This window comes from Sphingomonas beigongshangi (assembly GCF_016820445.1).
GTDB classification, from domain to species: domain Bacteria; phylum Pseudomonadota; class Alphaproteobacteria; order Sphingomonadales; family Sphingomonadaceae; genus Sphingomonas; species Sphingomonas beigongshangi.
In genome coordinates this window covers 164,649-190,229 of the sequence record NZ_JADHDT010000005.1, presented here as the reverse complement: position 1 = coordinate 190,229, position 25,581 = coordinate 164,649, and the positions used below count along the sequence as shown (strand labels likewise).

Genomic DNA, 25,581 nt, shown 5'->3' with positions numbered 1-25,581 from the left:
TGGATCAAACTTTAGACTGGCACTAGGGGGGCCCGGCCCGAACACCAGCATCGCTCTCACCGGGACATGCGGGCCCCGAAATCCAGCGAGCGACCAATGACGATATCATGAACTCGCCATGCCCCAGATAGACATTGCGCTCCTCAAGCGGCAGCATGCCGACATAGTGGTTGCTGTCGACGCCCTCATCGCGCTGACCAGGCAACCGCAGGCGACGGCCCTGCCGCAATTGGGGGCGACCCGCGTCAGGCTGGCGCAGCTCCTCAGGGACCATCGCCTCGCCGAGGAGGCACAGGTCCACGCACCCTTGCGTGCGGCGCGTCGGATTGACGCCATCCCCGGCTATGCGTCCATCCTCGAAGACGCGCGCCGGCTACGCGGTGTATATTCCGCGCATCTGAACCGCTGGTCGGCGGCCGAGATCGCCAAGGCATGGGCGGCGTACGGCCAGGAGGTGCCGACCCATCGAGCGGCGTTGCTCGCCATGTTCAAGCGCGAGGAGGCCGAGCTCTACCCGGCGGCCGCGCGGCTCTTGCAAGGCTGATCGGGTAGAGCTTCGGGCGACGGGGCGCATCCCCTTCCGGCAGGTTGCCCGCTCACCGGAACGTCTGCGCCAGGCCGTGGTACAGCTTCTCCCGGCAGACGGCGCGGCTTGCCCAGTCGGCGATGAAGGCGACCGCGAACATCGGCAGCAGCAGCCCGCGGCTCGCCGTCGTCTCCGACAGGATGATCACCGCGGTCAGCGGCGCGCGCACCACGCCGGCGAAATAGGCGGTCATCCCCAGGATCACGACCGCGCCTGCCGGATCGCCGGGAAACAGCGCGTGCAGCAGGTTGCCGACGCCCGCGCCCACCGCCAGGCTGGGCGCGAAGATGCCGCCGGGCAGCCCCGCCACCGCGGTCGCCAGCGTCGCCAGTGCCTTGGCCGGGCCGAACCACAAGGGCGCGTCGACGCCGACGATCATCGCCCGCGCCGCCGAATAACCGGTGCCCCAGGTCAGGCCGGACGTCGCGATTCCCAGCGCGGCGACGATCAGGCCGCACAGGCCGGCAAAGGCGATCGGCTGCGCCTTCGTCAGCGTCGTGATGCGATGCGCGCCGCTCGCCAGGCCGAGCATGACGCGCGAGAACAGCCCGCCGAACGCGCCGCCGACCACGCCTGCGACCGGCACGACCAGCAGGGCGGTCGCCAGCGAGATGTGCGCCCCGATCGCGCCGAAATAGATATAGTCGCCCATCAGCGCCTGCGCGGTGATGCCGGCGACGACGATGAGCGACAGCACCAGCAGCGTCACCTTCTGCTCATAGGCGGCGGCGAGTTCCTCGATCGCGAACAGCACGCCCGCCAGCGGCGTGTTGAACGCCGCCGCGACGCCGGCCGCGCCGCCCGCGACGATCACCGCCGCATTGAGCGGCACGCGCAGCACGCGGTGCGTCACGCCCATCACCGCCGCCGCGATCTGCACGGTAGGTCCCTCGCGTCCCACGCTCGCGCCGCACAGGATCGCGCCGATCGTCAGCAGCACCTTGGCGCAGACGGTCTTCACCGAGATCAACCCGCGGGTCGCCCCCTGCGGATCGGCGCGCGCCGCCATCACCTGCGGAATGCCAGACCCGCGCGCCAGCGGCGCGAACCTGCGCGTCAGCCAGACCAGCGCCATGAAACCGATGGGCGTGGTGAGCAGCGGCAGCCAGTGCCACCGCCGCGCGAAGGCGGCGAACATCAAGCCGGTCGCGTCGGACGCGCGCGCGAACAGCACCGCGACGATGCCGATCGCGACCGCGCCGGTCAGCACCGCGATCCGCCGGCGGAAGCGCAGGCTGGTCGGCCCCCGCGATCGCAACAGCGCACGAAAACGTCGTGGCGTCCACCCGCGCGGGCGACGCGGCGGCAGGGCTTCGCCGGTCATGCGCCGCGGGGTAGGGGAAAGGCGCGGCGGAGAGAAGCGCTAAACGCGCATTTCACGCCCCCCCCATTTCGAGAGGGAGTCGGTGTGGGCCCGGGGCTCACCGGGGACGGCGCGGGTGGACAGCCCCACACCTATCCCCTCCCGCAAGCGGGAGGGGAACCTCCTCAGTCGACGAAGGCGCGCTCGATCACATAGGTGCCGGGCTTGGCGTTCGAGCCTTCCTCGAAGCCGATGCCGTCCAGCATCTGCGCGGTCTCGCGGATCATCGCCATGCTGCCGCACAGCATGATCCGGTCCGTCTCCGGGTCGAGCTTCTTGGGCCCCTGCACCGGATCGCCGAACAGCGCCGCGCTTTCGATCAGGTCGCCGATGCGCCCCGTCGTGCGGAACGGCTCGCGCGTCACCGTCGGGATATAATGGAACTGCTGCGCCGCCTCTTCGGACACGAGCGGATCGTCCGCCAGCCGCGCCTGCAGTTCATCGTGATAGGCGAGGTCACTGACCTGCCGCACCGAATGGACCAGGATCACCTGGTCGAACATGCCATAGACGTCCGGGTCGCGCGCCAGGCTGAGGAAGGGCGCGAGGCCGGTACCGGTCGAGAAGAAGAACAGCCGCTTGCCGCCGACCAGCGCGTCGGTGACCAAGGTGCCGGTCGGCTTCTTGCCCATATACACCTCGTCGCCCGGCTGGATCAGCTGCAGCTTCGACGTCAGCGGCCCGTCCTCGACCTTGATCGACAGGAACTCCAGCTCCTCGGCATAATTCGGGCTGGCGACCGAATAGGCGCGCATGATCGGCTTGGCGTCCGGTCCGTCGCCCGGCAGGCCGATCATCACGAATTCGCCCGAGCGGAAGCGGAACGACGCAGGCCGTTCGACCGCGAAGGAGAACAGGCGGTCGTTCCAATGGCGCACCCACAGCACCTTGACGTTGAGGAACGCCTTGGTCTCGGGGATCAGCACGGGGGCACGGGTATCGGTCATTGCGGACAGGGCTTTGGATGGTTCGTGGAACGCGGTCGCATTATGAAGCGCGGCGCGGCGGGTCAACCAAAGCGAAACTTGGGCGCTCCCCCACTCGGCCTGCGCCCCTCCCTCTTCTTGGCTCCCCGGCGAAGGCCAGGCCCAGTTGGGTGACGCTCAGCGATCACGCTCGGAAGCCTTCCCGGCTGGGCCCCGGCCTTCGCCTGGGAACGAAGCGTGCGCATGTTCCCGATCCGTTGCCACCGACCGCCCCCGCCCCCATATCCCCGATCCTATGGCCATCCAGATCCGCACCAGTCTCGCCGAGCCGGAAACGGGCGAGAGCTTCGTCCCCCATCGCCCCGCGCGGCCCGACAAGGTGGAGGGCGGCAAGCGTTTCGATTTGGTCAGCGACTATCAGCCGTCGGGCGACCAGCCGACCGCGATCGCCGAGCTGACCGCGGCCGCGCGTGCGGGCGAGAAGGATCAGGTGCTGCTCGGCGTCACCGGCTCGGGCAAGACCTTCACCATGGCCAAGGTCATCGAGGAGCTGCAGCGCCCCGCGCTGATCCTCGCCCCCAACAAGATCCTCGCCGCGCAGCTCTATGGCGAGTTCAAGAGCTTCTTCCCCAACAACGCGGTCGAATATTTCGTCAGCTATTACGATTACTACCAGCCCGAGGCGTACGTCCCGCGGTCCGACACCTATATCGAGAAGGAAAGCTCGGTGAACGAGTCGATCGACCGGATGCGCCATTCGGCGACCCGGTCGCTGCTCGAACGCGACGACGTCATCATCGTCGCCTCGGTGTCTTGCCTCTACGGCATCGGCTCGGTCGAGACCTATTCGGCGATGATCTTCGACCTGAAGAAGGGCCAGACCGCCGACCAGCGCGAGATCGTGCGCAAGCTCGTCGCGCTCCAGTACAAGCGCAACGACGCCGCCTTCGCGCGCGGCAATTTCCGCGTGAAGGGCGACACGCTTGAGGTCTTCCCGTCGCATTACGAGGACACCGCCTGGCGGATCAGCTTCTTCGGCGACGACATCGAGGAGATCGTCGAGTTCGATCCGCTGACCGGCAAGAAGGTCGCCAGCCTCAACAGCGTGCGCATCTACGCCAACAGCCACTATGTCACGCCCGGCCCGACGCTGAAACAGGCGACCGAGGCGATCAAGCACGAGCTGTCAGAACGGCTCAAGGAGCTGGTCGCGGAAGGGAAGTTGCTCGAGGCGCAGCGGCTGGAGCAGCGCACCAATTTCGACCTCGAGATGATCGCCGCCACCGGCAGCTGCAACGGCATCGAAAATTACAGCCGCTTCCTCACCGGCCGCCTGCCCGGCGAGCCGCCGCCGACGCTGTTCGAATACCTTCCCGAAAACGCCGTCCTGTTCGTCGACGAGAGCCACCAGACGGTGCCGCAGATCGGCGCGATGGCGCGCGGCGACCATCGTCGCAAGATCACGCTCGCCGAATATGGCTTCCGCCTGCCGTCGTGCATCGACAACCGGCCGCTGCGCTTCAACGAATGGGACGCGATGCGCCCGCAGACGGTCAGCGTCTCGGCGACGCCGGGCGGCTGGGAAATGGAGCAGACCGGCGGCGTCTTCGCCGAACAGGTCATCCGCCCCACCGGCCTGATCGACCCGCCCGTCGAGATCAAGCCGGTCGAGGAACAGGTGCAGGACCTGATCCAGGAGTGCAAGGCGACGACGGCGAAGGGCTATCGCAGCCTCGTCACCACGCTGACCAAGCGGATGAGCGAGGACCTGACCGAATATATGCACGAGGCGGGGATCAAGGTCCGCTACATGCATTCCGACGTGGAGACGCTGGAGCGTATCGAGCTGATCCGCGATCTGCGGCTCGGGGTCTATGACGTGCTCATCGGCATCAACCTGCTGCGCGAGGGGCTCGACATTCCCGAATGCGGGCTGGTCGCGATCCTCGACGCCGACAAGGAAGGCTTCCTGCGCTCCGAGACGTCGCTGATCCAGACGATCGGCCGCGCCGCGCGCAACGTCGACGGCCGCGTGATCCTCTATGCCGACCGCATCACCGGCAGCATGGAGCGCGCGATGAACGAGACCGCGCGCCGGCGGGAAAAGCAGCAGGCGTACAATCTCGAACACGGCATCACGCCCGCGACGGTGCGCAAGAACATCGGCGACATCATCGCCCATGTCGCCAGCCAGGATCAGGTGACCGTGCCGATCGACGAGGACGGCCAGCGCCCGCACATGGTCGGCCACAATCTGCGCGCCTATATCGAGGAGCTGGAAAAGAAGATGCGCAAGGCCGCCGCCGACCTCGAGTTCGAGGAGGCCGGCCGCCTGCGCGACGAGATCCGCAGCCTCGAGCAGGAGGAGCTCGGCCTGCCCGTCGAACAGCAGAAGGCGCCGATCATGGGCCGCAGCAACGAAGGCAAGCCCGGCACGCGCAAGACGCGCTTCGGCAAGCAGCAGAAGATGCGCATGGGGGGCAGCCGGTCGCGATAGGCTATCGAAACGATCCTTTCCGGGGTACCAGCGTGGTTAGGGTGCTGGCGAAAGGTAGCCAACATGATCCGCAGCTTCGCCACGCGTGAAACCCATGCGCTCTTTCGCGGCAAGCGGGTACGCCAATTCCCGCCGGATATTCATGATACGGCACGTCGCAAGCTCCGTCAGCTTGAAGCGGCGGAACGGCTGGACGATATGCGGCAGCCGCCGGGTAACAGGCTGGAGCAGTGAAAGGCTACGCGCCTCCACGATATAGTGTACGCATCAACGACCAGTGGCGGCTCACCTTCTGCTGGTCCGATGGAGGCGCGGACGATGTCCGGATCGAGGATTACCATCGCGGATGAGGACCGGTTGGACAACGTCCATCCAGGCGACATCCTGCGCGAAGATTTTCTGATCGGTTCGAAGATTCCGTTGGACGAAGTGGCGCGTGGCGCTGGGATCGACCTGACAACGCTTGAAGCGATCGTAGCGAGCAAGCGACACATTGACGCTGCCGTCGACGCCAGGCTCACACGCTATTTTGGCATGTCGAACGGCTTCTTTCTGCGTCTGCAGAATAGCTATGATATCGAGGAGGTCGAACGCGCCGAAGGCGACGCGCTCGACCGGATCGTGCCGCGCGCGGCTTAACCCGCGCTCAGATCCTCGCGACCGACGCCGTAATAGCTCGCGACGCGATCGGCATAGGCCTGGTCGAACACCGGCGCGTTGTTGGACCAGCTCGGCCCGCCCTCCAGCATACGCCGGTCGATCGTGATGACGTACAGGTCGCGCACCGGATCGAACTGCAGCAGGTGGAACGGCACCGGGTAGAAGCTCTTGCCCATGCCCAGGAAGCCGCCGAGGCTCAGCACCGCATGCGTCGTGCGGCCCGAACCCTTGTGCACCATCAGCGCATAGACCGAACCGACGACGTCGCCGTCGCGGCTTTCCACCTTCAGCGTGTGCGCGACATTGGTCTGCGCGAGCAGCTGCGTGGCGGCGGTGGTGGCGGCATGGGTGTCGGGGGCGGCATCGGCGGACATGGCGGCTCCTGATAGGCTGGCGTTGCACGTTGATGCAGATGAACCGTCCTGCCGCCGCGCCGGTTCCCGCGCGCCTCGGGTTGAGGCAGCCGCGCGCATCGCCCATAAGCCGCCGCCATGCCCGTCCGTCATCCGCCTCTATCCGTGCCGCTTTTGGCGCTCGCCGCCGCGGCGTGCGTTCCGCAGTCCGCCGCCCGGCCGGTCGTCGCGCCGCCGCCCGCTGCCCTGCCGGCGCCCCCGCCGGTCGTGCAGCCGGTGAGCGACGACTGGCGCGACTGGCCGACCACGCCGGGGACCTGGAGCTATCGCCGCGATGCGCGCGGCGGTCTGGCGCTGTTCGGACCCGCCGGCGGCGATGCCCTGCTGTCGCTGCGCTGCGACGTGGCGGCCCGGCGGCTCTATCTGTCGCGTGCGGGCAGCGCGACGGGGCCGCTGACGATCCGCACCACCAGCCTGACGCGCGGCGTCGCGGTCCAGCCGACCGGCGGCACGCCGCCCTATGTCGCGGTCGCGCTCGCGCCCGACGACCGCCTGCTCGACGCGATGGCGTTCAGCCGCGGCCATTTCACTGTGCAGCAGGCCGGTACTGCGACACTCGTCGTGCCCGCCTGGGCCGAAGTCGGCCGGGTAATCGAGGACTGCCGCGGCTGATCCGCGACCGTGGCGCCGCACATGGCGCGAAGCGGCGGATTCTCGTGCAAAGATTGCGACAAAACAAGTCTTGTATGTCGGCCCCTGCTTACGCACATTGGTGACGTGGCGGGGGTCCCCGGCACATGGCTATCACAAGCGAAAGGAGGTGATCCGATGTCTCATGGTTCAGCAATGGGGTCGGTTCAGTTCGTTCGGGGGACCGGCTTCTAAGACCCGATACGGCCTGCATCGGGGGGTATCCTCCCCCAATCAACGATGCCGGCAAGGGTTGAAGAGGCCGCATGGTCTCCCGGGCTGGAGCTCTCCGGCCGCTGACCATGTTTAGGGGTTGTCGGGCATACCCGGGAGGGATGCTCGGCAACCTCTTCTCATATCCGGCGCAGGGCGGCAGGGCGGCAGGCCCTCGACGCACGCGCACTACCTGGCCGGCATCGCGCAACGACGACCAACGACGCGGCCTCGCCTTGACGAAAATCGGGTAGCTGAAGGCGACGGGCAGCGATTTCGCGACGCATGCGCTTATGGATGTCAGGCCGCACGCCGCCGTCGCCTGCGCCCCGCGTCGTCACCACAACGACCGACTTGCTGGCCCGTTTCGATACCAAACCTTACGAGCACGATCCGGCGGGCCGTTCCGGGCGCCGTAAGTTCCTGAACCATCCTGGCGTGACTCGCGGCAGTGCTGTCGAGACCAACGATCGGTCGATCCGGATCGGAGGATCAAGACATCCCTTAACGGCGCACTTCGCAGTTTCTTGAGAACGAATCGTTGTGTAAACACAACACATCATGCATCATCTATGCATGCACAACCGTATCGCCTTGTTCCGCAACGACCGCGGCGTCTCGCGCCGCGATCTGGCGGAGGCGGTCGGCGTCAATCCGCAGACGATCGGCTATCTCGAACGCGGCGACTACAACCCCAGCCTCGAACTGGGGCTGAAGATCGCCGCCTATTTCGACGTACCCGTCGATCTCGTCTTCTCGCTCGCGCCCTTCCCCTCGCTCACCGACGCGCTGCGCCGGGCCGGAGACGCCTGATGGCTTACGACAGTCGCCGCTGGACCGGTCGTTATGCGCGGGGCGAGATGCCGCCGGAGTTCGCCGGTGGGCGCCCCTATCGCAGCCGCCACCTGCGCTGGTACCTGCTCGCCGCCGTCGTCGGCAGCGTCGCGCTGGCCGTCGCACAGCCGCTGCTGCCCGACGCGCACGGTTCCAGCCTACCGCTCGGCTGGTTCGTCGCGATGGCGATGTTCAACGTCTCGCGCGGTCGATCGCCGTTCGCGCGCGATCAATGGTATGTGGGCCGCCACGACGAGTTCGAGCGCGAGGCAATACTCCGCGCGACGCAATGGGCCTATCGCATCGTCGTGATCCTAATGATCGCCGCGCTGACATGGTGCGCCGTCGCGACCGCCTATGCGCTGCCGATGCCGCGTCGCTGGGGCGACTGGGCGGTCTGGGCGCTCACGCTGGCGGCGGTCGCCAGCAACCTGCCGACCTTGTTCGCGGAATTCGCTATTCCCTTCCCCTCCGACGAGGACGCCGCATGAGCTACCGCGACGGCTACGACTTCCGCAAATGGTACGACGCAGAAGCGCGCGAACGGCCGCGCCGCTATTGGGAGCGCTGGGGGCTTCTGATCGGTCTCGCGCTGATCTGGACGACGCCCGTCCTGTCGATGGTGAACCCTGGGGACCATAGCGCACTCGTCCCGGGCATTACGACGACGGGCATGCCGATCTTTCTCAGCGCGCTTCATTCGCCCTTCACGCGGGGAGCGTGGATCAGTCCACAAGGCTTTGCCAAATATGACGAGTTCGAGCGCAAGGCCCTGTCGGACGCGATGCGCCGCGCCTACCTCATTGACCTGTGCGTCATCGGGGCGCTGTTCCTCTGGCTGATGGCCGCCACCCGCGCCGGCTGGCCAGTGCCGCGCACGACCGGGCAATGGGGCAGCATCGGCTATGCCATAGTCATGACGATGCTGGCCCTCCCCGTCATCTTCGCCGAAATCATGGTTCCCATGCCCGATCCGGAGGACGAGTCGCTATGAACGACAAGACCATCCTGCAGCGCCTCGACGGCCTCGTCGAATGGACCGGCGTTCCCGCGCTCGCCTCGGGGCACCCGCGCCGCCGCCCGATGCGCTGGCCGGCGGCGATCGCCCTCGCGCTGGCGGCCGGCGGCTATGCGATCAATTTGCTCGGCGGTCTGAAGGGGGGCAGCTTCGCGATCGGCATCGGCATGCAGGCGCTCGCCATGTGCGCCAGCGGCTTCATCGTCGGTTTGGGTCCGCTGAAGCCGTTCGGGTCGGTGGAGCGCGTCGACGAATGGGATCGCGCGATCCGCACGCGATCCTATATGGCGGCGTTTACGACCTTCGTCGTCGTCACCGGGGCCGCCGCCTTCCTGCTGCTCGCCGCGCTGGCCTTCGATTGCCCACGCGACGCGATCATGCGCGGCACGATGGCGACGATCTTCCTGCTGGAGATCATCGTCATGGCCCTCCCCACCGCCTATGCCAGCTGGACGGTGCGCTGGCAGGGCGACGACTGAGGCGTCAGGCAGCGGTCCGCCCGGGCTGCGGCGGTGGCCCCGGCAGGAGCGCGTAGAGCGCCGTCTCCTCGCGCATGATCCGGTGGTTCAGCGTCTGCACGATGCGGCGGGTTTCCATGCCGAACCGGCGCCAGTCGGCAGCGATCCTGTCTGCGGGCCAGTCCGCGATATAGGCGCGGTACCGATGCGCCAGGTCCCCCATCTCGTCGGCGAAGCGATGCGCGAGCGCCGCCGCGCGCGCATCGCTGCCCGCCTTCAGCCGCGGGTAGAGCAGATTGTCCTCCTTCGCGAGATGCGCGAGCAGCTTGCGGGTCAGCTGCCAGCGGATCCGCCCGACCGCATCCGGCCGCGGTGCCGGCGCGCCGACGCAGTCGACGAGCGCCGCGGCCAGGTCCGTCAATTCCTCATGTTCCGCAGACAGCGTCAGTCGGCTGAGCATGTCCGTCCCCCCTTGCCAAGACCAGTGGCATCGCCCCCCGGCGATCCGGGACTCGGCGTAAGGAGTACGGAGTTTCCCTTTCGTTAAAGCATCTTAGCCGGCATGCGGCACCCGACACGGCGCGCTTGCCCCGTCGCGCATCGCGCGCTTCCCGCGCGCGTCAGGCCGGCTGCAGCATCCCCTCGCCGGCTTCCCTCGCCCGTGCGATCTTCTCGCGCCACACCAGCGGCGCGAGCGCGTGGACGTTCTGCCCCTCCGCATCCACCGCGACGGTGACGGGGAAGTCCTTCACCTCGAACTCGTAGATCGCCTCCATGCCCAGATCGGCGAAGCCGACGACCTTGCTGCCCTTGATCGCGCGCGCGACCAGATAGGCGGCGCCGCCGACCGCCATCAGATAGGCCGACTTGTGATCGCGGATCGCCTCCGTCGCCGCCGGCCCGCGCTCCGCCTTGCCGACCATCGCGAGCAGCCCCTGCTCCAGCATCATGCGCGTGAACTTGTCCATCCGCGTCGCGGTCGTCGGGCCCGCGGGGCCGACCACTTCCTCGCCGACCGGGTCGACCGGGCCGACGTAATAGATCACGCGCCCCCTGAAATCGACGGGCAGTTCCTCGCCCTTCGCCAGCATGTCGGCGATCCGCTTGTGCGCCGCGTCGCGCCCGGTCAGCATCTTGCCGTTGAGCAGCAGCCGGTCGCCATGCTTCCACGTCCCCACCACCTCGGGCGTCAGCGTGTCGAGGTCGACGCGGATCGCGGCGCTGTCGGGCTGCCAGTCGACCTTGGGCCATTCGTCGAGCTTCGGCGCCTCGAGGAACACCGGCCCGCTGCCGTCGAGCGTGAAATGCGCGTGGCGGGTCGCGGCGCAATTGGGGATCATCGCCACCGGCTTCGATGCGGCATGCGTCGGCCAGTCGAGAATCTTGACGTCGAGGATCGTCGACAGCCCGCCCAGCCCCTGCGCGCCGATGCCGAGCGCATTGACCTTGTCGAACAGCTCGATGCGCAGCGCCTCAAGGTCGTTCCGGGGCCCGCGCGCCTTCAGCTGTGCCATGTCGATCTGGCCCATCAGCGATTCCTTGGCGAGCACCATCGCCTTTTCGGCGGTGCCGCCGATGCCGATGCCCAGCATTCCCGGCGGGCACCAGCCCGCACCCATCTGCGGGATCATCTCCAGCACCCAGTCGACGATCGAATCGCTGGGATTCATCATCTTGAACTTGGTCTTGTTCTCGCTGCCGCCGCCCTTGGCCGCGACGTCGACATGCACCTGCGCGCCCGGCACCATCTCGACGTGCAGCACGCTAGGCGTATTGTCGCGCGTGTTGCGCCGCGTGAACGCCGGGTCCGCCAGGATCGAGGCGCGCAGCTTGTTCTCGGGGTGCAGATAGGCGCGCCGCACGCCCTCGTCGACGACCTCCTGAAGCGACCGGTCGCCCTCCAGGCGGCAGTCCTGGCCCCATTTGACGAAGACGGTGACGATGCCCGTATCCTGACAGATCGGCCGGTGCCCCTCGGCGCACATCCGGCTGTTGGTCAGGATCTGCGCCATCGCATCCTTGGCGGCGGGGCTCTGCTCCGCGGCATAGGCTTCGCCCAGCGCGCGGATGTAATCCATCGGGTGGTAGTAGCTGATGAACTGCAGCGCGTCGGCGACGCTGTCGATCAGGTCGTCGGGGCGGATGGTCACGGGCGTCACGGCGGTCACGGGGGCGCAAGCTCCTTCTTACCTGGGCAGCCTTAGGCGCCCCCCCGCGCCAATCCAAGTCCCGTCCACCCGGCCGCATGGGTCGCTGCAAACCGCCCTCGGTCCGCCACCGCACCCACCCCTCGCAACCCTTCGGAAACGATTCGGCACATAAGGATCGGATATGCGGGCCTTTCTTCCAAAACCTGAGCAAGACACGGAAAAAGGCTCCGTCTGGCACCTGCTCGGCCTGAAGGAGGATCACGACGATCCGATCACGCGCCAGCATGCCGCGCGCCTGCGGACCGCCGCCGTGACCTGGCCCTTTGCCGGCATGATGGCAGTCGCCGCCGCGGCGGTGCTCCCGATCGTCGCGGTGGTGCAGGGACAGTCGTGGATCGCCGGCGTCTCCGCGCTGGAAGCCGCGGCGATGATCGCGCTGGCGGCCTGTCTGTGGCTACTGCTGAGTCAGGGCGAACGCCAGCGCTGGCCCATCCACCTGCGCATGCGCGCGCTCGTCGTCGGCAGCGCGGGGATCGCGGCGACGCTGACCGCCATGCTGTGGACGACGACCGGGCTCGCCGACGGTCCGACGCAGACCGCGGCCTTCGTCGCCACGCTGGCCGCGCTGATCGCGACCGCGCTCGCGATCCATCCGCTACGCGCCGCGTCCCTGGGCTTCCTCACCAGCCTCGTCGTCACGCTCGGCGTCGTGTCGCAGCAATGGCTGGCGACGCTCCTCGCCGCCGGCTTTCTCGTCGCGCTCGTCGCGGCCGTCCTGCGCATCGCCCGCGTCGAGGCCGCCGCCGCCCGTGCGTCGATCCGCGACCGCGAAGCGGGCCAGTCGGCCGCGCGCATGATCGGCGAGTTCGAGGCGCATGGTAACGGCTGGTTCTGGCAGACCGATCGCTACGGACGCCTCACCTACCTGTCGGACAAGGTCGCCGGCGACCTGACCTACGACGGGCAGGCGCCGATCGGGCAATTGCTCACCGACCTGTTCCAGATGGACAGCGTCGCGCCGGGCACGGAGCGCACGCTCGCCTTCCATCTCTCCTCGCGGACGTCTTTCGCCGACTATACCGTCCGCGCGGTGCGCGACGGCGGCCAGCCGGAAGGCGAACGGCGCTGGTGGTCGATCTCCGGCCGTCCGCTGATCGACCATCTCGACCGGTTCCAGGGATTCATCGGCTCCGGCAGCGACCTCACCGAGCGGCGCCGTTCGGAAGCCGAGATCACGCGTCTCGCGCTGTTCGACAGCCTCACCGGCCTCGCCAATCGCCAGCGCATGCGCCACAGCCTGGACAAGACGCTGCAGCAGCAGGGCGCCTCCTACCGTCCCGCCGCGCTCTTCCTGATGGACCTCGACCGGTTCAAGGCGGTCAACGACACGCTCGGCCACCAGGCGGGCGACGCCCTGCTCGTCCAGGTGGCGCAGCGTCTCCAGCGCGGCGTCGGCGACGCGGGGCTGGTCGGCCGGCTAGGCGGCGACGAGTTCCAGGTGCTGCTCCCCGGCCTCGACAAGCGCAATGCCCTCGCTCAGCTGGCGCAGGAGCTGATCGAATCGCTGTCGCAACCCTATTTCATCAGCGGCACGTCGGTATCGATCGGCTGCTCGATCGGCATCGCCATCGCGCCCGACCATGGCGAGGATGCCGAGGAGCTGATCCGCAACGCGGACCTTGCCCTCTATGCCGCGAAGGCGGACGGGCGCGGCGTGCATCGCTTCTACACCGACGCGATGCTGGCCGGCGCGCGCACGCGCAAGCAGCTCGAGGACGATCTGCGCACCGCGCTCGCGGAGGGGCAGTTCCACCTCGTCTATCAGCCGCTGGTCGGTACGGTCGACGAGCGGATCGTCGGCTATGAGGCGCTGCTGCGCTGGAACCACCCGACGCAGGGGCCGATCTCGCCCGCCACCTTCATCCCCGTCGCTGAGGAATCGGGCCTGATCGCACCGATCGGCGAATGGGTGTTGCGGACCGCCTGCGCCGCCGCCGCGTGCTGGCCGCGCGCCGTGCGCGTCGCGGTCAACGTCTCGCCGCTCCAGTTCGCCAACCCGACGCTGCCCACGCTCGTCGCCAGCGCGCTCGCGCATGCCCGGCTCGCCGCGCATCGGCTCGAGCTGGAGATCACCGAGACCGCGTTCCTCAACGACTCGTCGGACGCGATGTTCAAGGCGTTGAAGGGGCTCGGCGTGCGCCTGAGCCTCGACGATTTCGGCACGGGCTATTCCTCGCTCGGCTATCTGCGCAACGCGCCGTTCGACAAGATCAAGATCGACCAGTCGTTCGTGCGCGGCGCGGCGCAGCCCGCCAGCCGCAACGCGGCGATCATCAAGGCGATCGTCACGCTCGCCGATACGCTGGGGATGGAAACGACCGCCGAGGGCGTGGAGGTACAGGACGAAATCGCGCTGGTCCGCGCGCTGGGCGTCAGCCACATCCAGGGCTTCGTCTACGGCCCGCCCGTGCTCGATGCCGAGGTCGTCGGCCAGCTCGGCGGCGGCGTGATCGCGCCGACCGGCCACAAGGTCAGCCGCCGCCCGCGTACGAAGATGCTGCGCACCGCACGGATCACGGTCGGCAGCGCCACCGGCGACGTGCGCATCCGCAACATCTCGCCCATGGGGGTGATGGTCGAAGGGCTGTCGATCGCCGGCAATTCGGTCGGCATGGACGTGTCGATCGAGCTGGTGGAGCATGAAATGGTGCCCGCGCGCGTCGCCTGGGCCCACGACGGCCGGGCGGGGCTGCATTTCCTCCACGAATTCGACCTGTCGCGCCTGGCGCCCCAGCCGGCCCGCCCGCTGCGCCGCACCGCCTGACCCGCCATGGGCGGCGCGTGGCGCCGCAACATCGCGCGGCCGCCCCTTCCGGCGAAGCGTCGGCGCCCACGCCATTCCAGCCCGTCCCGGACCCATCGGCGGCCGGTGAAAATTTTTTTCCAGGCGGCTTCTGCGCTTGCACTTTGGGAAACCCGCAGAAGTCCGCGCGTCGCGCGTTCGACCCTGCTAGGACGGTCCGGAAACGGCGGGAACCGGATGGCTGGCACGCCATTAATCCTCTTGCCTCCCGCGACGGTTTGCCACAATTTGTTGGGGTTGGTCTCGGGGGAGCACCCTACTACTGGTGTCGATCGCACACCCTATATAGGGTGTGGAGAGACGCCGCGCGCCCTCGACCAGGCGAAATATGTCGGGTCTCCGCCGATCGGCGCCATGGACGGACCAACCGCCCGTGCCGCTGCCGAAGCGCAGGCGAAGACGGATATGAAGGAGCGCTTTTGGCGATGGATTTCAGGGATACGCAGGACGCAGTCATGACCACCGATATGCTCGCTCCCATCCTGGCGCAGGACCCCGCGTCCGGCGACGTCGCGGCGGCGCCTGCCGCCACCGGCAGCCGCGCGGTCGCGCGCCCCTATGCGCTCGACGTCGACCACGGCCGCGACGCGCTGCTCACCGACTTCGGCAAGGAGACGCTGAAGGATCGCTACCTGCTGCCGGGCGAGAGCTTCCAGGACCTCTTCGTGCGCGTCGCCTCCGCTTATGCCGACGACGCCGCGCATGCACAGCGGATCTACGACTATATCAGCCGTCTGTGGTTCATGCCCGCGACGCCGGTGCTGTCGAACGGCGGCACGGGTCGCGGCCTGCCGATCAGCTGCTACCTCAATTCGGTGCCCGACAGCCTCAACGGCATCGTCGACACGTGGAACGAGAACGTCTGGCTGGCGTCGCGCGGCGGCGGCATCGGCACCTATTGGGGCAATGTGCGCGGCATCGGCGAGCCGGTCGGCCTCAACGGCAAGACCAGCGGCATCATCCCCTTCGTCCGCGTGATGGACTCGCTGACGCTGGCGATCTCGCAGGGCTCGCTGCGCCGCGGTTCCGCCGCCTGCTATCTCGACATCAGCCATCCGGAGATCGAGGAGTTCCTCGAGATCCGCAAGCCGTCGGGCGACTTCAACCGCAAGGCGCTCAATCTCCATCACGGCGTGCTGCTGACCGACGATTTCATGGAGGCGGTGCGCGACGGCCGGGAGTGGGAGCTGAAGAGCCCCAAGGACGGCTCGGTCCGCGGCAAGGTCGATGCGCGCGCGCTGTTCCAGAAGCTGGTCGAGACCCGCCTCGCGACCGGCGAGCCGTACATCGTCTTCGCCGATCACGTGAACAAGGCGATGCCGCGCCATCACCGCGAGCTGGGGCTCAAGGTGTCGACGTCGAACCTGTGCAGCGAGATCACGCTGCCGACCGGTGTCGACCATCTCGGCAACGACCGCACCGCGGTCTGCTGCCTGTCCAGCCTCAACCTCGAGACGTGGGACGAGTGGAAGGACGACAAGCAGTTCATCGAGGACGTGATGCGCTTCCTCGACAACGTGCTGCAGGATTACATCGACCGGCACGAGCCGGGCATGGAGCGCGCCGCCTATTCCGCCGGCCGCGAGCGTTCGGTGGGCCTGGGCGTGATGGGCTTCCACTCCTTCCTCCAGGCGCGCGGCCTGCCCTTCGAAGGCGCGATGGCGAAGAGCTGGAACCTCAGGATCTTCAAGCACATCAACGCGCAGGTGAATCAGGCGTCGATGACGCTCGCCGCCGAGCGCGGCCCCTGCCCGGACGCCGCCGACGTCGGCGTGATGGAGCGGTTCAGCTGCAAGATGGCGATCGCGCCGACCGCGTCGATCAGCATCATCTGCGGCGGCACCAGCGCCTGCATCGAGCCGATCCCCGCCAACATCTACACGCACAAGACGCTGTCGGGCAGCTTCTCGGTCAAGAATCCCTATCTCGAGAAGCTGCTGATCGAGAAGGCGAAGAATTCCGACGCGGTGTGGAACTCGATCCTCGAGCATGGCGGCAGCGTCCAGCACCTCGACTTCCTCAGCCAGGAGGAGAAGGATTGCTACAAGACCAGCTTCGAGATCGACCAGCGCTGGCTGCTCGAACTCGCCGGCGACCGCACGCCCTATATCGACCAGGCGCAGTCGCTGAACCTGTTCATCCCGGCGGACGTCGAGAAGTGGGACCTGCTGATGCTCCACTTCCGCGCCTGGGAACTGGGCATCAAGTCGCTCTACTACCTGCGCTCCAAGTCGGTGCAGCGCGCCGGCTTCGCGGGTTCGGGCGGCGTCGAGGCGGACAATACGATCAGCGCGCCCAAGTTCGAGATCGGCGAGACGACCGATTACGATGAGTGCCTCGCCTGTCAGTGAGGTGCGGGCGGCTTCGGATCGCGTAGCGATCCGAAGACTCGCCACGGCGGGCAGCAGCGGCGGCAAGGCCGCCGATGTCTGACGGCGTGGCGGATGTGGTTCGAAAGGCTGTCCTCACCCTCCCACCCGGCTGCGCCGGGCGGGCCCCTCCCTCTCCCGGGGGGAGAGGGGTTGAGGCGGCCGGCAATTCCCTCTCCCCCCGGGAGAGGGAGGGAGCCGCGAAGCGGCGGAAGGGTGAGGGCAGGTGCGCCTCTACGAGCGACAGCCGATCGGTACGGTTCCCCGCGCCCGGCAGCTGCGCCGTGCCGCGCCCGAACCCGAACGCCGCCTGCTCCGGGCGCTACGCGAAGCCTATCCGGCGCTGAAATGGCGCCACCAGGCACCGGTCGGCCCCTTCTTTGCCGACATCCTGTGTTTCTCGATCCGCCTGATCATCGAGATCGACGGCGACGACCATGCGCTGAAACCGGAACGGGACGCGCAGCGCACCCGCTTCCTCGAATCCGAAGGCTATGTCGTGATCCGCTTCGCCAACGCCGATGTGATGACGAACCTCGACGGTGTCGTGGCGCGCATCGGCGCGAATCTGGCGGGCAAGCAAAAGGGTGGCACCGCATGACCGGTGCCACCCTCACCTTCCCACAGCCTGCGGCTGCGGGTCCCTCCAGCGTCGGGCCGGCCATGCTCCCAGCATGGCCTAGACAGCGCGGGACGATGTCTACCCGACGCTCCCACGAGGGGAGAGGGAATGATGGCTCACGCCTCTTCGAACATGTCCTGCGCGTTCTGCGCGGTGGCCGACAGGCGGACGGTGTCGCCCTCGATCTCCGCGACCAGGCCGGCGGGCAGGTAATGATGCTTGGCGCCCTGCCCGTCCTCGGTGGAGGGCGAGTCGGTCTTGGTCAGCTTGATGCGTTCGCCCTCGACATGGTCGACGGTGCCGACATGGACGCCGTCGGCGCCGATGACCTTCATATGTTCCTTGATGTTGCTATGGTCGTGCATGCTGGGTCTCCTTCAAGGGGGTCGGACGCGAAACGAGCATCGCGGGGAATGGATGCATGATCCGTCAGTCGCTCATCATGTACGGCGTGGCGCTGGTGCTGATCCTGATCGGCGCCGCCAGCCTCTTGCTGCTGCTGCGCGAGGGCGGCCCGGCGCGCACCTATGTGCTGCGCATGGTCGGCATCATGGCGCTGTCGGCGGGCGTGCTGCTCGCGGTCGGCGCCGGCCAGATGCAGCGGTGGAGCGTCGGCGGATGAGCATCGACGTCAATCGCTCGCAAGTCTACCAATTGGCCGTGTCTAGCCTACTGGTTCTGGCGTTCACCGTGTTGCGGCTGTATTTCGGCTGGCAATTGCCGGGATGGGCTAACTGGATCGGCATTGCTATCGCCGTGATCATCGGCGCCGACTTAATGATAAGACCCCGCCAAACCCCTTACATGCGCCCCATCTTCGCGCGCACCCTCGGCATCGCGATAATCTTTATTGCCGTCAACGCGGCCTTTTCTCAACTTAGTTCGAAATAGGAAGACCCCATGTCCCTCCTCCAAGCCTCCAAGCAGTACAAGCCGTTCGAATACCCCTGGGCGTTCGAGTTCTGGAAGCGTCAGCAGCAGCTCCACTGGCTCCCCGAAGAGGTGCCGTTGGGCGAGGATTGCCGCGACTGGGCGCAGAAGCTGACGGATCACGAGCGCAACCTGCTCACGCAGATCTTCCGCTTCTTCACGCAGGCGGACGTCGAGGTGCAGGATTGCTACCACGAGAAGTACGGCCGCGTGTTCAAGCCGACCGAGATCAAGATGATGCTGACCGCGTTCAGCAACATGGAGACGGTGCACATCGCCGCCTACAGCCATCTGCTCGACACGATCGGCATGCCCGAGAGCGAATATGGCGCCTTCCTCGAATATGCCGAGATGAAGGACAAGCATGATTACATGCAGAACTTCGGCGTCGATACGGACGAGGACATCGCGCGCACGCTCGCCATGTTCGGCGGCTTCACCGAGGGCGTGCAGCTGTTCGCGAGCTTCGCGATGCTGATGAACTTCCCGCGCTTCAACAAGATGAAGGGCATGGGCCAGATCGTCAGCTGGTCGGTGCGCGACGAGAGCCTGCATTGCGAGGGCATCATCCGCATGTTCCACGCCTTCTGCCAGGAGCGGCAGTGCCTGACCAAGGCGGTGAAGGACGACATCGCCGACGTGTGCCAGACGACGATCCGGCTGGAGGACAATTTCATCGACCTGGCGTTCGAGATGGGCCCGGTCGAGGGGATGAAGCCCAAGGAGATCAAGAAGTACATCCGCTACATCGCGGACTGGCGGCTGGGCCAGCTGGGGCTGAAGCCGATCTACATGATCGACGAGCACCCGCTGCCGTGGCTGACGCCGCTGCTCAACGGTGTCGAGCACGCCAATTTCTTCGAAACCCGCGCGACCGAATATTCGAAGGCGGCGACCAAGGGCCAGTGGAACGACGTCTGGGACAGCTTCGACAAGCGCCAGAAGGCCAAGGGCGCCAAGCCGGCGAACGAGGACGCGGGCGCCGTCGAGGGCGATATGTTCTCGCGGGCTGGCGTGGCAGCGGAGTGAGATGCCACACGTAAGCTCATCGGCCATGCACCGCGTTGAATATGACGCGATAGCAGGCAGGTTAGATATCTGGTTCAATGACTCAGGCCGGTACTCCTATTTCGGAGTACCGGTCGACGTTTACAATCAATTACTAGCAGCCGGTTCCAAAGGCGCATTTTTTAACAATCACATTAGAGATCGATACCGCGACCTCTAACTTGAATAATCTATGCTAGATAAACTGAAAGGAGGTCACGCAAGATACTGACGTATATATCCCGCGCGTGAAAACGGGCGGCCGCACACAGACTTAACGCTACGTCGAACCGGAACACCGGCGCACAACAGGTTTTCTCTCGCGGCCCGCAGGAAAAATGATCGCGTATTGAATATTTCCTATGGGGCAACCTTATGGAGTCACTTTGCTTCTGGTTGCATATGGATGAAGCGTCAATGTGGAGATGGTATTGTTTTGACGACAACCGGACCCTCGTTGCTCGATCAGCCGAAAATTATTTCGGCCGCGATCAGGCCTTAGCTGCCCTTAAGGCAGCTAAGGCACGTATGATTCAGGCAGCAGCCGCATAAGGGCGAGCGGCCTTAATGGCCGCTCGCTTTGACTCCAATGATCGCCATCGGAGGTTCAAAGACGTTAATGCCCGTCGTCTCGCTCTTCTTCGGCATTGTGATCCGCATGTATTTCGACGATCACCCGCCACCGCACTTCCATGCGGCCTATCAGGGCTTCGAGGCATTCGTTCGTATTGAGGACGGCGAGATCACGCAGGGATCGCTACCCCGCAAGGCGGCGCGGATTGTGCGGCAATGGGCGCTCGACCATCACGACGAACTCATGGCAAACTGGCAGCGCGGCATCGCGCTGGAGCCGCTGGAGATGATCGCCGGAGCCGACCTCGATGATTAAGCTGGTCCACATCGCCGTCACGGGCGCCGATGCACTGACGCTGACCTTCAGCGACGGCAGCCATGCAGCTTGGTCGGCAGCCGACCTGATCGCCCGCGACACGGTGATGACGCGCCCGCTCGCGGATCCCGCCTATTTCGCCCGCGCCTTCATCGATGGGGGCGCGCTCGCCTGGCCGAACGGCTTCGAACTTTCCGCCGACGCGCTGCACCGCCGCCTCGCAGCGAGCGGCGCGCTCACCCGCCCCGCAGCCTGATCCTCCCGCGTGCTCCTGCGCACGCAGGAGCCCAGGGTCACGAACGCAGCGCTCCGATACTCTGGGTTCCTGCGTACGCAGGAACACAGGCCGTTCACCGAAAGCCGTCGGAGCGCCCGTCGCGTCCGGCCGCAAATTCCGTCACGATCGCGTCGGCCGGGATCATCGCGGACCGGTCACGGCATTGCGCCAATCCCCGCTCGATCTTCGCCCGCTTCCACGCGGCATAACCCCCGTCGCGTGCGTCGCTCACAAAGGCCCATTCCCCACGAACCCCAGCCGCGTGATCCCCGCGCGCTTCACGACCGCGAGCGTCTGGTCGAAGCGTTCGTAGCGGGTCTCCGGATCGGTGCGCATCACCAGCAGTGCCTTGGGGTCCGCCTTCACCGCCGCCAGCCGCGCGGGCAGCGCGGCGACGGGCACCGGCGCGCCGTCGAGCACCACGCCGCCGTCGCGCAGCAGCGCTAGGCTGTGCGTGACCCGCTCGGCCAGCGGCACCTTCACATCCTGCGGCAGGTCGATCGGCACCTTGTGCAGCACCTGCGGCAGGGTCAGGATCATCATCACCAGCAGCACCAGCATGACGTCGATCAGCGGCGTGATGTTGAGCTCCGACAAAGGCTCGCCGACCGGCGCGGCGGCATAGGAAGGGGCGAAGGCACGCTGGCGTCGCATATCACGTCTCCCGTCAATGTGATGTTATGGCATCACGTTTGCGGGGTGGCGTCAAGCGGCTTCGTGCGAGCGGTCCGCGTCGGGGCGACGCCGATCCGGCACTGGGGTCCGACATCAGGTCCGGCACTAGAGCATAATGGCATACCATTGATCCGTCATTGCGAGCGGAGCGACGCAATCCAGAGTCGGACCAGGAAGGCCTGGATTGCTTCGCTACGCTCGCAATGACGGCGTGGTTCGACCTGATGTCGTCCCGCCCCAAGTCCGGCGCCGGGGTCGGCCCTCACCCCGCCCCGTTACCCCTCGCGTCACCCCCTCGCGTCACACCGGGCACGCTACTCCCGCCGGAACCAGCCCACGATCCGCCCGAGCATCCCGCCGCGCGCCACGGGCGCGTCGCCATAGTCCATCGGCGGGTCCGCCGCCGTCAGGCCGGGGCCGCATCGCACCGTGTCGATCGCCTCGCGCAGCTTCACCGCCCCGTCGCGCTCGCCCGCCTTGTCGAGCAGCCCCGCCGCCATCAGCATCAGCGTCATCGCCGTTTCCACCGTCTTCGCCATAACACCCCCCATCGGGAAGCCGCCGGCGTGCCCCCCGGGGGCACGCCGTCGCTTCGAAGAACCGGGTGCTAGAAACCTAAGACAAGTTAGGCGCGGGCGCCTTTAGCCGGGTGGCCTGGACATGCGCGTCCGCCACCCGGTCGTATCGAGACCGGCTCTTGTCTTGCGAGGATTCTAGGCCCCGCCCGCGTCTCCGCGGGAAGCGGCATTCTAAGCCCGAGGACGCAGAGCGGCAAGCTTCGCACCCGCCGTAGCCGGCTTTCCGGACGACGCGAAGCGATCCCGCCGCCACCCCTTTGAAAAACCGACAAGATCAGCGTGCCGCCCCCTTGCCGCCCGTCGCCGGCCGCCCGGCACAGCCCTCCGCCAGCGCCATCACGCGCGTGTGCATGCCCGCACCGCCTCCGTCGCCCGCCCCCGCCATCCGCGAGGCTGTACCAACCATCTCGACAGAACGAGCCCATTTGGTTATAGTGGTGAAGGAGAACCACGCGAGGAGTCGACCATGCCCGCCCTGCCCGAACCGTCCGCCCCGTCCGGACCTGCCGCCGATGCCGGGCCGCCCGCCTATCGCGCGCCGACGCTGCGCACGCGCGCGGACGGCTGGACGGTGGATCGGCAGCGCCGCTTCCTCGCCACGCTCGCCGAGACGGGCAGCGTCGCCGCCGCGGCGGAGGTGGCGGGCATGAGCGCGCGCTCCGCCTATCGGCTGCGCCTCCACCCCCGCGCCGCCGCCTTCGCGCATGCCTGGACGCAGGCGCAGCTCGCCGCCGGGCATCGGCTGCTCGCGGTCGCCTATGATCGTGCGATCAACGGCGCGATCCGTACGAAGTGGAAGGACGGCACGATCGTGTCGGAAACGCGCGTGCCGTCGGATCGCATGACCGAATTCCTGCTGGCGAAGACGATGCCGCATCTGTTCGGGCCGACCTCCGCCAGCAACGCGTTCGGCACCGACCGCGTCGGCGTGGCGCAGCGCGCGCTGCCCGGTGCGCTCGACCAGCTGTGCGACGTCGCGGCGGAGGATTGCCCCGACGCGCCGCACGATGCGGATACGCTGCACGACGACGATCCGACGCTGCGCTGCTGAGCGCACCGCACCCGCGCCGCCCGCGCGGCGGCGGTGCCGTCCGGGATTAAGGCGAAACACCGTGACCTTAGCGACCTTTCGGGCGCCACGGGGGCGCTTTAACCGTGTCCCGCAACGCGATCGCAAGCGCGCGTGGCACAGGACGGCGGGTGCGATGATCCCCGGCCCCCGCCTCTTCCGCAGCCGCTGGGCCGCCCTGCTCTGGGCGGCGGGGCTGTTATGGGCGGTGGCCGACATGGCCGGCGGCCTGACGGGGCCGCATCGCGCGCGCCCCGCCGCGCCCGGCGCGTCCTCGACGCCAGAGGCCCCGCCCGCCGAGTCGCCCGCGCAGGATCCCGACGTGGCGGCACTGGTCAACGCGCTGGGCTGAACCGGGGCGGGCTGAACCGGGCGGCCGGGCGCGCGCCTGCCACCCTTTCGTTTCCTGAACGGAACGTTGTCGTGGGTTCATGCAACCGTCACTATCCGGACCGCGTTGGTTGAACATGATTTTCCGATGAAAGGGAGTGTTACGATGCGCAAGTTCATGCTGGCCCTCGGCTGTACCGCGATGGTGATCCCGGCGACGATGGCGGTGCCCGTGTCGCAGGCGGGTGCCCAGCGCTACAAGTATCGCGAGTGGCGCGACGATCGCGGCCGCCTGCGCTGCCGCAAGCCGGACGGCACCACCGGCCTCGTCGTCGGCGGCGTCGCGGGCGCGCTGCTCGGGCGCACGATCGACACGCGCGGCGACCGCACGCTCGGCACGCTCGGCGGCGCGGTGGCGGGCGGCCTGCTCGGCCGCGAGGTCGACCGCAGCAGCCAGCGCAGCCGTCGCGGCTGCCGCTGATCCGACCGGCGGCCGGGTGACGCTCATCTTCGCGTCATTTTCCGGTTGCCGCCAAATGCGCGTTCACGCGTTGGGCCGGGGCGTCGCGAGCAATCGCGGCGCCCCGTTCTCGATGACTTGAGGAGACAGACGATGGTGACGCGCTCGGGCTCGGCCCGCTACGAAGGACTCGGCAAGGATGGCAAGGGTCACGTCTCGACGCAGTCGGGCGTGCTCAGCGACACGCAATATGGCTTCAACACCCGGTTCGAGGATGGCGCCGGCACCAATCCCGAAGAGCTGATCGCCGCCGCGCACGCCAGCTGCTTCACCATGGCGCTGTCCTTCGCGCTGGCGCAGGCCGGTCACAGCCAGGGCACGCTCGAGACGACCGCCAAGGTGACGCTCGACAAGGACGGCGACGGCTTCACGATCACGCGCTCTGCGCTGACGCTGAAGGGCCATGTCGACGGCATCGACCAGGCGGAGTTCGAGCGTATCGCCAACGAGGCCAAGGCCGGCTGCCCGGTGTCGAAGGTGCTCAACGCCGACATCACGCTCGAAACCACCTTCGGCTGAAGGCCGGCGGCCGTCATCCCGGTCTGCGGATCGGGATGACGGAATGGGCAGGCTCCCTGTCCCGATCATGAACCGGATGTAGTTTTCCGTTCACGCAACTGTCACCCGCGCGGGCCGTTTTCCTGACCTGCATTATGAAGGAGAGCTCAGATGCGTAACGCCTTTCTGATGGCCGCGCTGGCCGCCACCACCCTGGCGGCGATCCCCGCCGCGGCGCAGGACACGCCGTGGCAGGCGAACCGCGAGTATCGCAAGGAGGTGCGCGACGCGCAGCGCGACTATCGCCGCGACCTGCGCAACGCCGATTCGCCGCGCGACGTGCGGGAAGCGCGGCGCGATTATCGCGACCAGGTCCGCGACGCCCGCAAGGACCGGCGCGAGGACCTGCGCGACATCCGCCAGGACCGCCGCGACGATTGGCGCGGCTGGCGCAACTATGACTACAACCGCCTGCCGCCGGGCCAGCGCGCGTATTACGCCGACCGTTACTATCGCGACGGCCGCTACTACCAGCCGCGCCGGCTGACCCGGAACGACCGCGTCTACCGCGGCAACGACGGGCGCTACTATTGCCGCCGGTCGGACGGCACGACGGGTCTGATCGTCGGTGGCCTGGCGGGCGGCGTGCTCGGCAACGTCATCGCCGGCGGCGGCTCGCGTCTGCTCGGCACGGTGATCGGCGGCGCCGGCGGCGCGCTGCTCGGCCAGTCGGTGGACCGTGGTCAGGTCGTCTGCCGCTGATCGGCTGATCGGCTGACCTGCGAAGGGCGGGGCCCGGCGAGCGATCGCCGGGCCCCGTCCCGCGTCAGAGGATGCCGCCGCCCAGGCTCAGGCGGATGGCGAAGATGACGATCAGGATCAGGTTGAGGTTACGGCCGCCGTTGCTCGACGACAATGCGCCCACCGCCGCCCCGACGATCCCGATCGGAATGACCAGCCAGTTGAGCCAGCCCAGCAGCGGCACGAAGGCGATCAGTCCCAGCACCAGGGTGACGAGGCCGATCAGCACGGAGATGATGTTGAGCATGTCCGCAAAGATGGCCCCTGCGCCCCGGCAGACAAGCCCCGACGCCCCGCCCTGCCCCGGCACGTCCCGCCCCGGCACGTCCCGCTCCGGCACGGCGACGCGGTCGCGCCGGGTTAAC

33 protein-coding genes are annotated in these 25,581 nt (G+C 67.4%); 23 read left to right on the top strand and 10 right to left on the bottom strand.

Features of this window, described 5'->3' with window-relative positions; genetic code table 11:
* Positions 1–118 precede the first annotated feature (118 nt).
* Complete coding sequence (locus IQ292_RS10480) at positions 119–544, top strand: hemerythrin domain-containing protein (protein WP_203310258.1); 426 nt, start codon at positions 119–121, stop codon at positions 542–544.
* A gap of 52 nt (positions 545–596) precedes the next feature.
* Here IQ292_RS10480 and IQ292_RS10475 read toward each other — a convergent pair whose 3' ends face one another.
* Positions 597–1,910, bottom strand: coding sequence for a chloride channel protein (locus tag IQ292_RS10475; RefSeq protein ID WP_203310257.1), 1,314 nt, complete (start codon positions 1,908–1,910; stop codon positions 597–599).
* Between the two features lie 164 nt (positions 1,911–2,074).
* Positions 2,075–2,896: a ferredoxin--NADP reductase gene (locus tag IQ292_RS10470; protein WP_203310256.1), complete on the bottom strand. Its 822-nt coding sequence runs from the start codon at positions 2,894–2,896 to the stop codon at positions 2,075–2,077.
* Between the two features lie 274 nt (positions 2,897–3,170).
* Between IQ292_RS10470 and uvrB the strand changes: the two genes are divergently transcribed.
* The 3 genes from uvrB (at position 3,171) to IQ292_RS10455 (ending at position 6,011) form a co-directional block, all read left to right on the top strand.
* On the top strand, positions 3,171–5,372 hold the full coding sequence (gene uvrB / locus IQ292_RS10465) for an excinuclease ABC subunit UvrB (protein ID WP_203310255.1): 2,202 nt from the start codon (positions 3,171–3,173) through the stop codon (positions 5,370–5,372).
* Between the two features lie 63 nt (positions 5,373–5,435).
* Positions 5,436–5,606, top strand: coding sequence for a type II toxin-antitoxin system RelE/ParE family toxin (locus tag IQ292_RS17655; RefSeq protein WP_238940990.1), 171 nt, complete (start codon positions 5,436–5,438; stop codon positions 5,604–5,606).
* A gap of 123 nt (positions 5,607–5,729) precedes the next feature.
* A complete protein-coding gene (locus IQ292_RS10455; protein ID WP_238940989.1) occupies positions 5,730–6,011 on the top strand; it encodes a HigA family addiction module antitoxin in 282 nt (93 codons plus the stop codon).
* On the opposite strand, the gene IQ292_RS10450 is transcribed toward IQ292_RS10455, so the two are convergent.
* Positions 6,008–6,406: a PRC-barrel domain-containing protein gene (locus tag IQ292_RS10450; RefSeq protein WP_203310253.1), complete on the bottom strand. Its 399-nt coding sequence runs from the start codon at positions 6,404–6,406 to the stop codon at positions 6,008–6,010. The genes IQ292_RS10455 and IQ292_RS10450 overlap by 4 nt on opposite strands.
* A 117-nt stretch (positions 6,407–6,523) precedes the next feature.
* Between IQ292_RS10450 and IQ292_RS10445 the strand changes: the two genes are divergently transcribed.
* The 5 genes from IQ292_RS10445 (at position 6,524) to IQ292_RS10425 (ending at position 9,619) form a co-directional block, all read left to right on the top strand.
* Entirely contained in the window at positions 6,524–7,057 is a 534-nt protein-coding gene (locus tag IQ292_RS10445) for a hypothetical protein (protein ID WP_203310252.1), read from the top strand.
* An 807-nt stretch (positions 7,058–7,864) separates the two neighbouring features.
* Positions 7,865–8,101: a helix-turn-helix transcriptional regulator gene (locus IQ292_RS10440; protein ID WP_238940988.1), complete on the top strand. Its 237-nt coding sequence runs from the start codon at positions 7,865–7,867 to the stop codon at positions 8,099–8,101.
* On the top strand, positions 8,101–8,613 hold the full coding sequence (locus IQ292_RS10435) for a hypothetical protein (RefSeq protein ID WP_203310250.1): 513 nt from the start codon (positions 8,101–8,103) through the stop codon (positions 8,611–8,613). Before IQ292_RS10440 ends, IQ292_RS10435 begins: the two co-directional genes overlap by 1 nt.
* Positions 8,610–9,116 (top strand): hypothetical protein, encoded by a 507-nt coding sequence (locus IQ292_RS10430; RefSeq protein ID WP_203310249.1) that lies wholly within the window; start codon positions 8,610–8,612, stop codon positions 9,114–9,116. The genes IQ292_RS10435 and IQ292_RS10430 overlap by 4 nt, the downstream gene beginning before the upstream one ends.
* On the top strand, positions 9,113–9,619 hold the full coding sequence (locus IQ292_RS10425; RefSeq protein WP_203310248.1) for a hypothetical protein: 507 nt from the start codon (positions 9,113–9,115) through the stop codon (positions 9,617–9,619). The genes IQ292_RS10430 and IQ292_RS10425 overlap by 4 nt, the downstream gene beginning before the upstream one ends.
* Positions 9,620–9,623: 4 nt before the next feature.
* Here the strand turns inward: IQ292_RS10425 and IQ292_RS10420 are convergent, their stop codons facing one another.
* Positions 9,624–10,058, bottom strand: coding sequence for a hemerythrin domain-containing protein (locus tag IQ292_RS10420; RefSeq protein ID WP_238940987.1), 435 nt, complete (start codon positions 10,056–10,058; stop codon positions 9,624–9,626).
* 160 nt (positions 10,059–10,218) lie between these two features.
* On the bottom strand, positions 10,219–11,757 hold the full coding sequence (locus IQ292_RS10415) for a fumarate hydratase (RefSeq protein WP_420853687.1): 1,539 nt from the start codon (positions 11,755–11,757) through the stop codon (positions 10,219–10,221).
* Between the two features lie 172 nt (positions 11,758–11,929).
* On the opposite strand from IQ292_RS10415, the gene IQ292_RS10410 reads away from it, so the two are divergent.
* The 3 genes from IQ292_RS10410 to IQ292_RS10400 all read left to right on the top strand — a co-directional run bounded on the left by IQ292_RS10410 (position 11,930) and on the right by IQ292_RS10400 (position 17,581).
* Positions 11,930–14,572, top strand: coding sequence for a putative bifunctional diguanylate cyclase/phosphodiesterase (locus IQ292_RS10410; RefSeq protein ID WP_238940986.1), 2,643 nt, complete (start codon positions 11,930–11,932; stop codon positions 14,570–14,572).
* Positions 14,573–15,036: 464 nt separating this feature from the next.
* A complete protein-coding gene (locus IQ292_RS10405; RefSeq protein ID WP_203310246.1) occupies positions 15,037–16,962 on the top strand; it encodes a ribonucleoside-diphosphate reductase subunit alpha in 1,926 nt (641 codons plus the stop codon).
* A 244-nt stretch (positions 16,963–17,206) separates the two neighbouring features.
* Positions 17,207–17,581: a DUF559 domain-containing protein gene (locus IQ292_RS10400; protein WP_203310245.1), complete on the top strand. Its 375-nt coding sequence runs from the start codon at positions 17,207–17,209 to the stop codon at positions 17,579–17,581.
* Positions 17,582–17,718: 137 nt separating this feature from the next.
* Here the strand turns inward: IQ292_RS10400 and IQ292_RS10395 are convergent, their stop codons facing one another.
* On the bottom strand, positions 17,719–17,967 hold the full coding sequence (locus IQ292_RS10395; protein ID WP_024310411.1) for a DUF2171 domain-containing protein: 249 nt from the start codon (positions 17,965–17,967) through the stop codon (positions 17,719–17,721).
* 56 nt (positions 17,968–18,023) lie between these two features.
* On the opposite strand from IQ292_RS10395, the gene IQ292_RS10390 reads away from it, so the two are divergent.
* The 6 genes from IQ292_RS10390 (at position 18,024) to IQ292_RS10365 (ending at position 20,724) form a co-directional block, all read left to right on the top strand.
* Positions 18,024–18,224 carry a hypothetical protein gene (locus tag IQ292_RS10390; RefSeq protein ID WP_203310244.1) on the top strand — a complete coding sequence of 67 codons (201 nt, stop codon included), beginning with the start codon at positions 18,024–18,026 and terminating at the stop codon, positions 18,222–18,224.
* On the top strand, positions 18,221–18,493 hold the full coding sequence (locus IQ292_RS10385; protein WP_203310243.1) for a hypothetical protein: 273 nt from the start codon (positions 18,221–18,223) through the stop codon (positions 18,491–18,493). The genes IQ292_RS10390 and IQ292_RS10385 overlap by 4 nt, the downstream gene beginning before the upstream one ends.
* A 9-nt stretch (positions 18,494–18,502) precedes the next feature.
* On the top strand, positions 18,503–19,561 hold the full coding sequence (locus IQ292_RS10380) for a ribonucleotide-diphosphate reductase subunit beta (protein ID WP_203310242.1): 1,059 nt from the start codon (positions 18,503–18,505) through the stop codon (positions 19,559–19,561).
* A gap of 1 nt (position 19,562) precedes the next feature.
* A complete protein-coding gene (locus IQ292_RS17910) occupies positions 19,563–19,760 on the top strand; it encodes a KTSC domain-containing protein (RefSeq protein WP_420853676.1) in 198 nt (65 codons plus the stop codon).
* Positions 19,761–20,168: 408 nt separating this feature from the next.
* Positions 20,169–20,468 carry a DUF4160 domain-containing protein gene (locus tag IQ292_RS10370; RefSeq protein ID WP_238940985.1) on the top strand — a complete coding sequence of 100 codons (300 nt, stop codon included), beginning with the start codon at positions 20,169–20,171 and terminating at the stop codon, positions 20,466–20,468.
* Entirely contained in the window at positions 20,461–20,724 is a 264-nt protein-coding gene (locus IQ292_RS10365; RefSeq protein ID WP_203310240.1) for a DUF2442 domain-containing protein, read from the top strand. The genes IQ292_RS10370 and IQ292_RS10365 overlap by 8 nt, the downstream gene beginning before the upstream one ends.
* 94 nt (positions 20,725–20,818) lie before the next feature.
* Here the strand turns inward: IQ292_RS10365 and IQ292_RS10360 are convergent, their stop codons facing one another.
* The 3 genes from IQ292_RS10360 to IQ292_RS10350 form a co-directional block, all read right to left on the bottom strand.
* Positions 20,819–20,977 carry a hypothetical protein gene (locus tag IQ292_RS10360; protein ID WP_203310239.1) on the bottom strand — a complete coding sequence of 53 codons (159 nt, stop codon included), beginning with the start codon at positions 20,975–20,977 and terminating at the stop codon, positions 20,819–20,821.
* Positions 20,974–21,399: an ExbD/TolR family protein gene (locus IQ292_RS10355; RefSeq protein ID WP_203310238.1), complete on the bottom strand. Its 426-nt coding sequence runs from the start codon at positions 21,397–21,399 to the stop codon at positions 20,974–20,976. The genes IQ292_RS10360 and IQ292_RS10355 overlap by 4 nt, the downstream gene beginning before the upstream one ends.
* Positions 21,400–21,734: 335 nt before the next feature.
* On the bottom strand, positions 21,735–21,959 hold the full coding sequence (locus IQ292_RS10350; RefSeq protein ID WP_203310237.1) for a hypothetical protein: 225 nt from the start codon (positions 21,957–21,959) through the stop codon (positions 21,735–21,737).
* Between the two features lie 505 nt (positions 21,960–22,464).
* Here IQ292_RS10350 and IQ292_RS10345 point away from each other — a divergent pair.
* From IQ292_RS10345 to IQ292_RS10325, 5 genes are all read left to right on the top strand, one after another.
* A complete protein-coding gene (locus tag IQ292_RS10345) occupies positions 22,465–23,049 on the top strand; it encodes a hypothetical protein (protein WP_203310236.1) in 585 nt (194 codons plus the stop codon).
* A gap of 154 nt (positions 23,050–23,203) precedes the next feature.
* Positions 23,204–23,419, top strand: coding sequence for a hypothetical protein (locus IQ292_RS10340; protein ID WP_203310453.1), 216 nt, complete (start codon positions 23,204–23,206; stop codon positions 23,417–23,419).
* Between the two features lie 144 nt (positions 23,420–23,563).
* Positions 23,564–23,878, top strand: a complete 315-nt coding sequence (locus tag IQ292_RS10335) for a glycine zipper 2TM domain-containing protein (protein ID WP_203310235.1) — start codon at positions 23,564–23,566, stop codon at positions 23,876–23,878.
* 132 nt (positions 23,879–24,010) lie between these two features.
* On the top strand, positions 24,011–24,436 hold the full coding sequence (locus tag IQ292_RS10330) for an OsmC family protein (protein ID WP_203310234.1): 426 nt from the start codon (positions 24,011–24,013) through the stop codon (positions 24,434–24,436).
* 150 nt (positions 24,437–24,586) lie between these two features.
* A complete protein-coding gene (locus IQ292_RS10325) occupies positions 24,587–25,177 on the top strand; it encodes a glycine zipper 2TM domain-containing protein (protein WP_203310233.1) in 591 nt (196 codons plus the stop codon).
* Between the two features lie 64 nt (positions 25,178–25,241).
* On the opposite strand, the gene IQ292_RS10320 is transcribed toward IQ292_RS10325, so the two are convergent.
* Positions 25,242–25,463, bottom strand: coding sequence for a hypothetical protein (locus IQ292_RS10320; protein ID WP_203310232.1), 222 nt, complete (start codon positions 25,461–25,463; stop codon positions 25,242–25,244).
* Between the last annotated feature and the right edge of the window lie 118 nt (positions 25,464–25,581).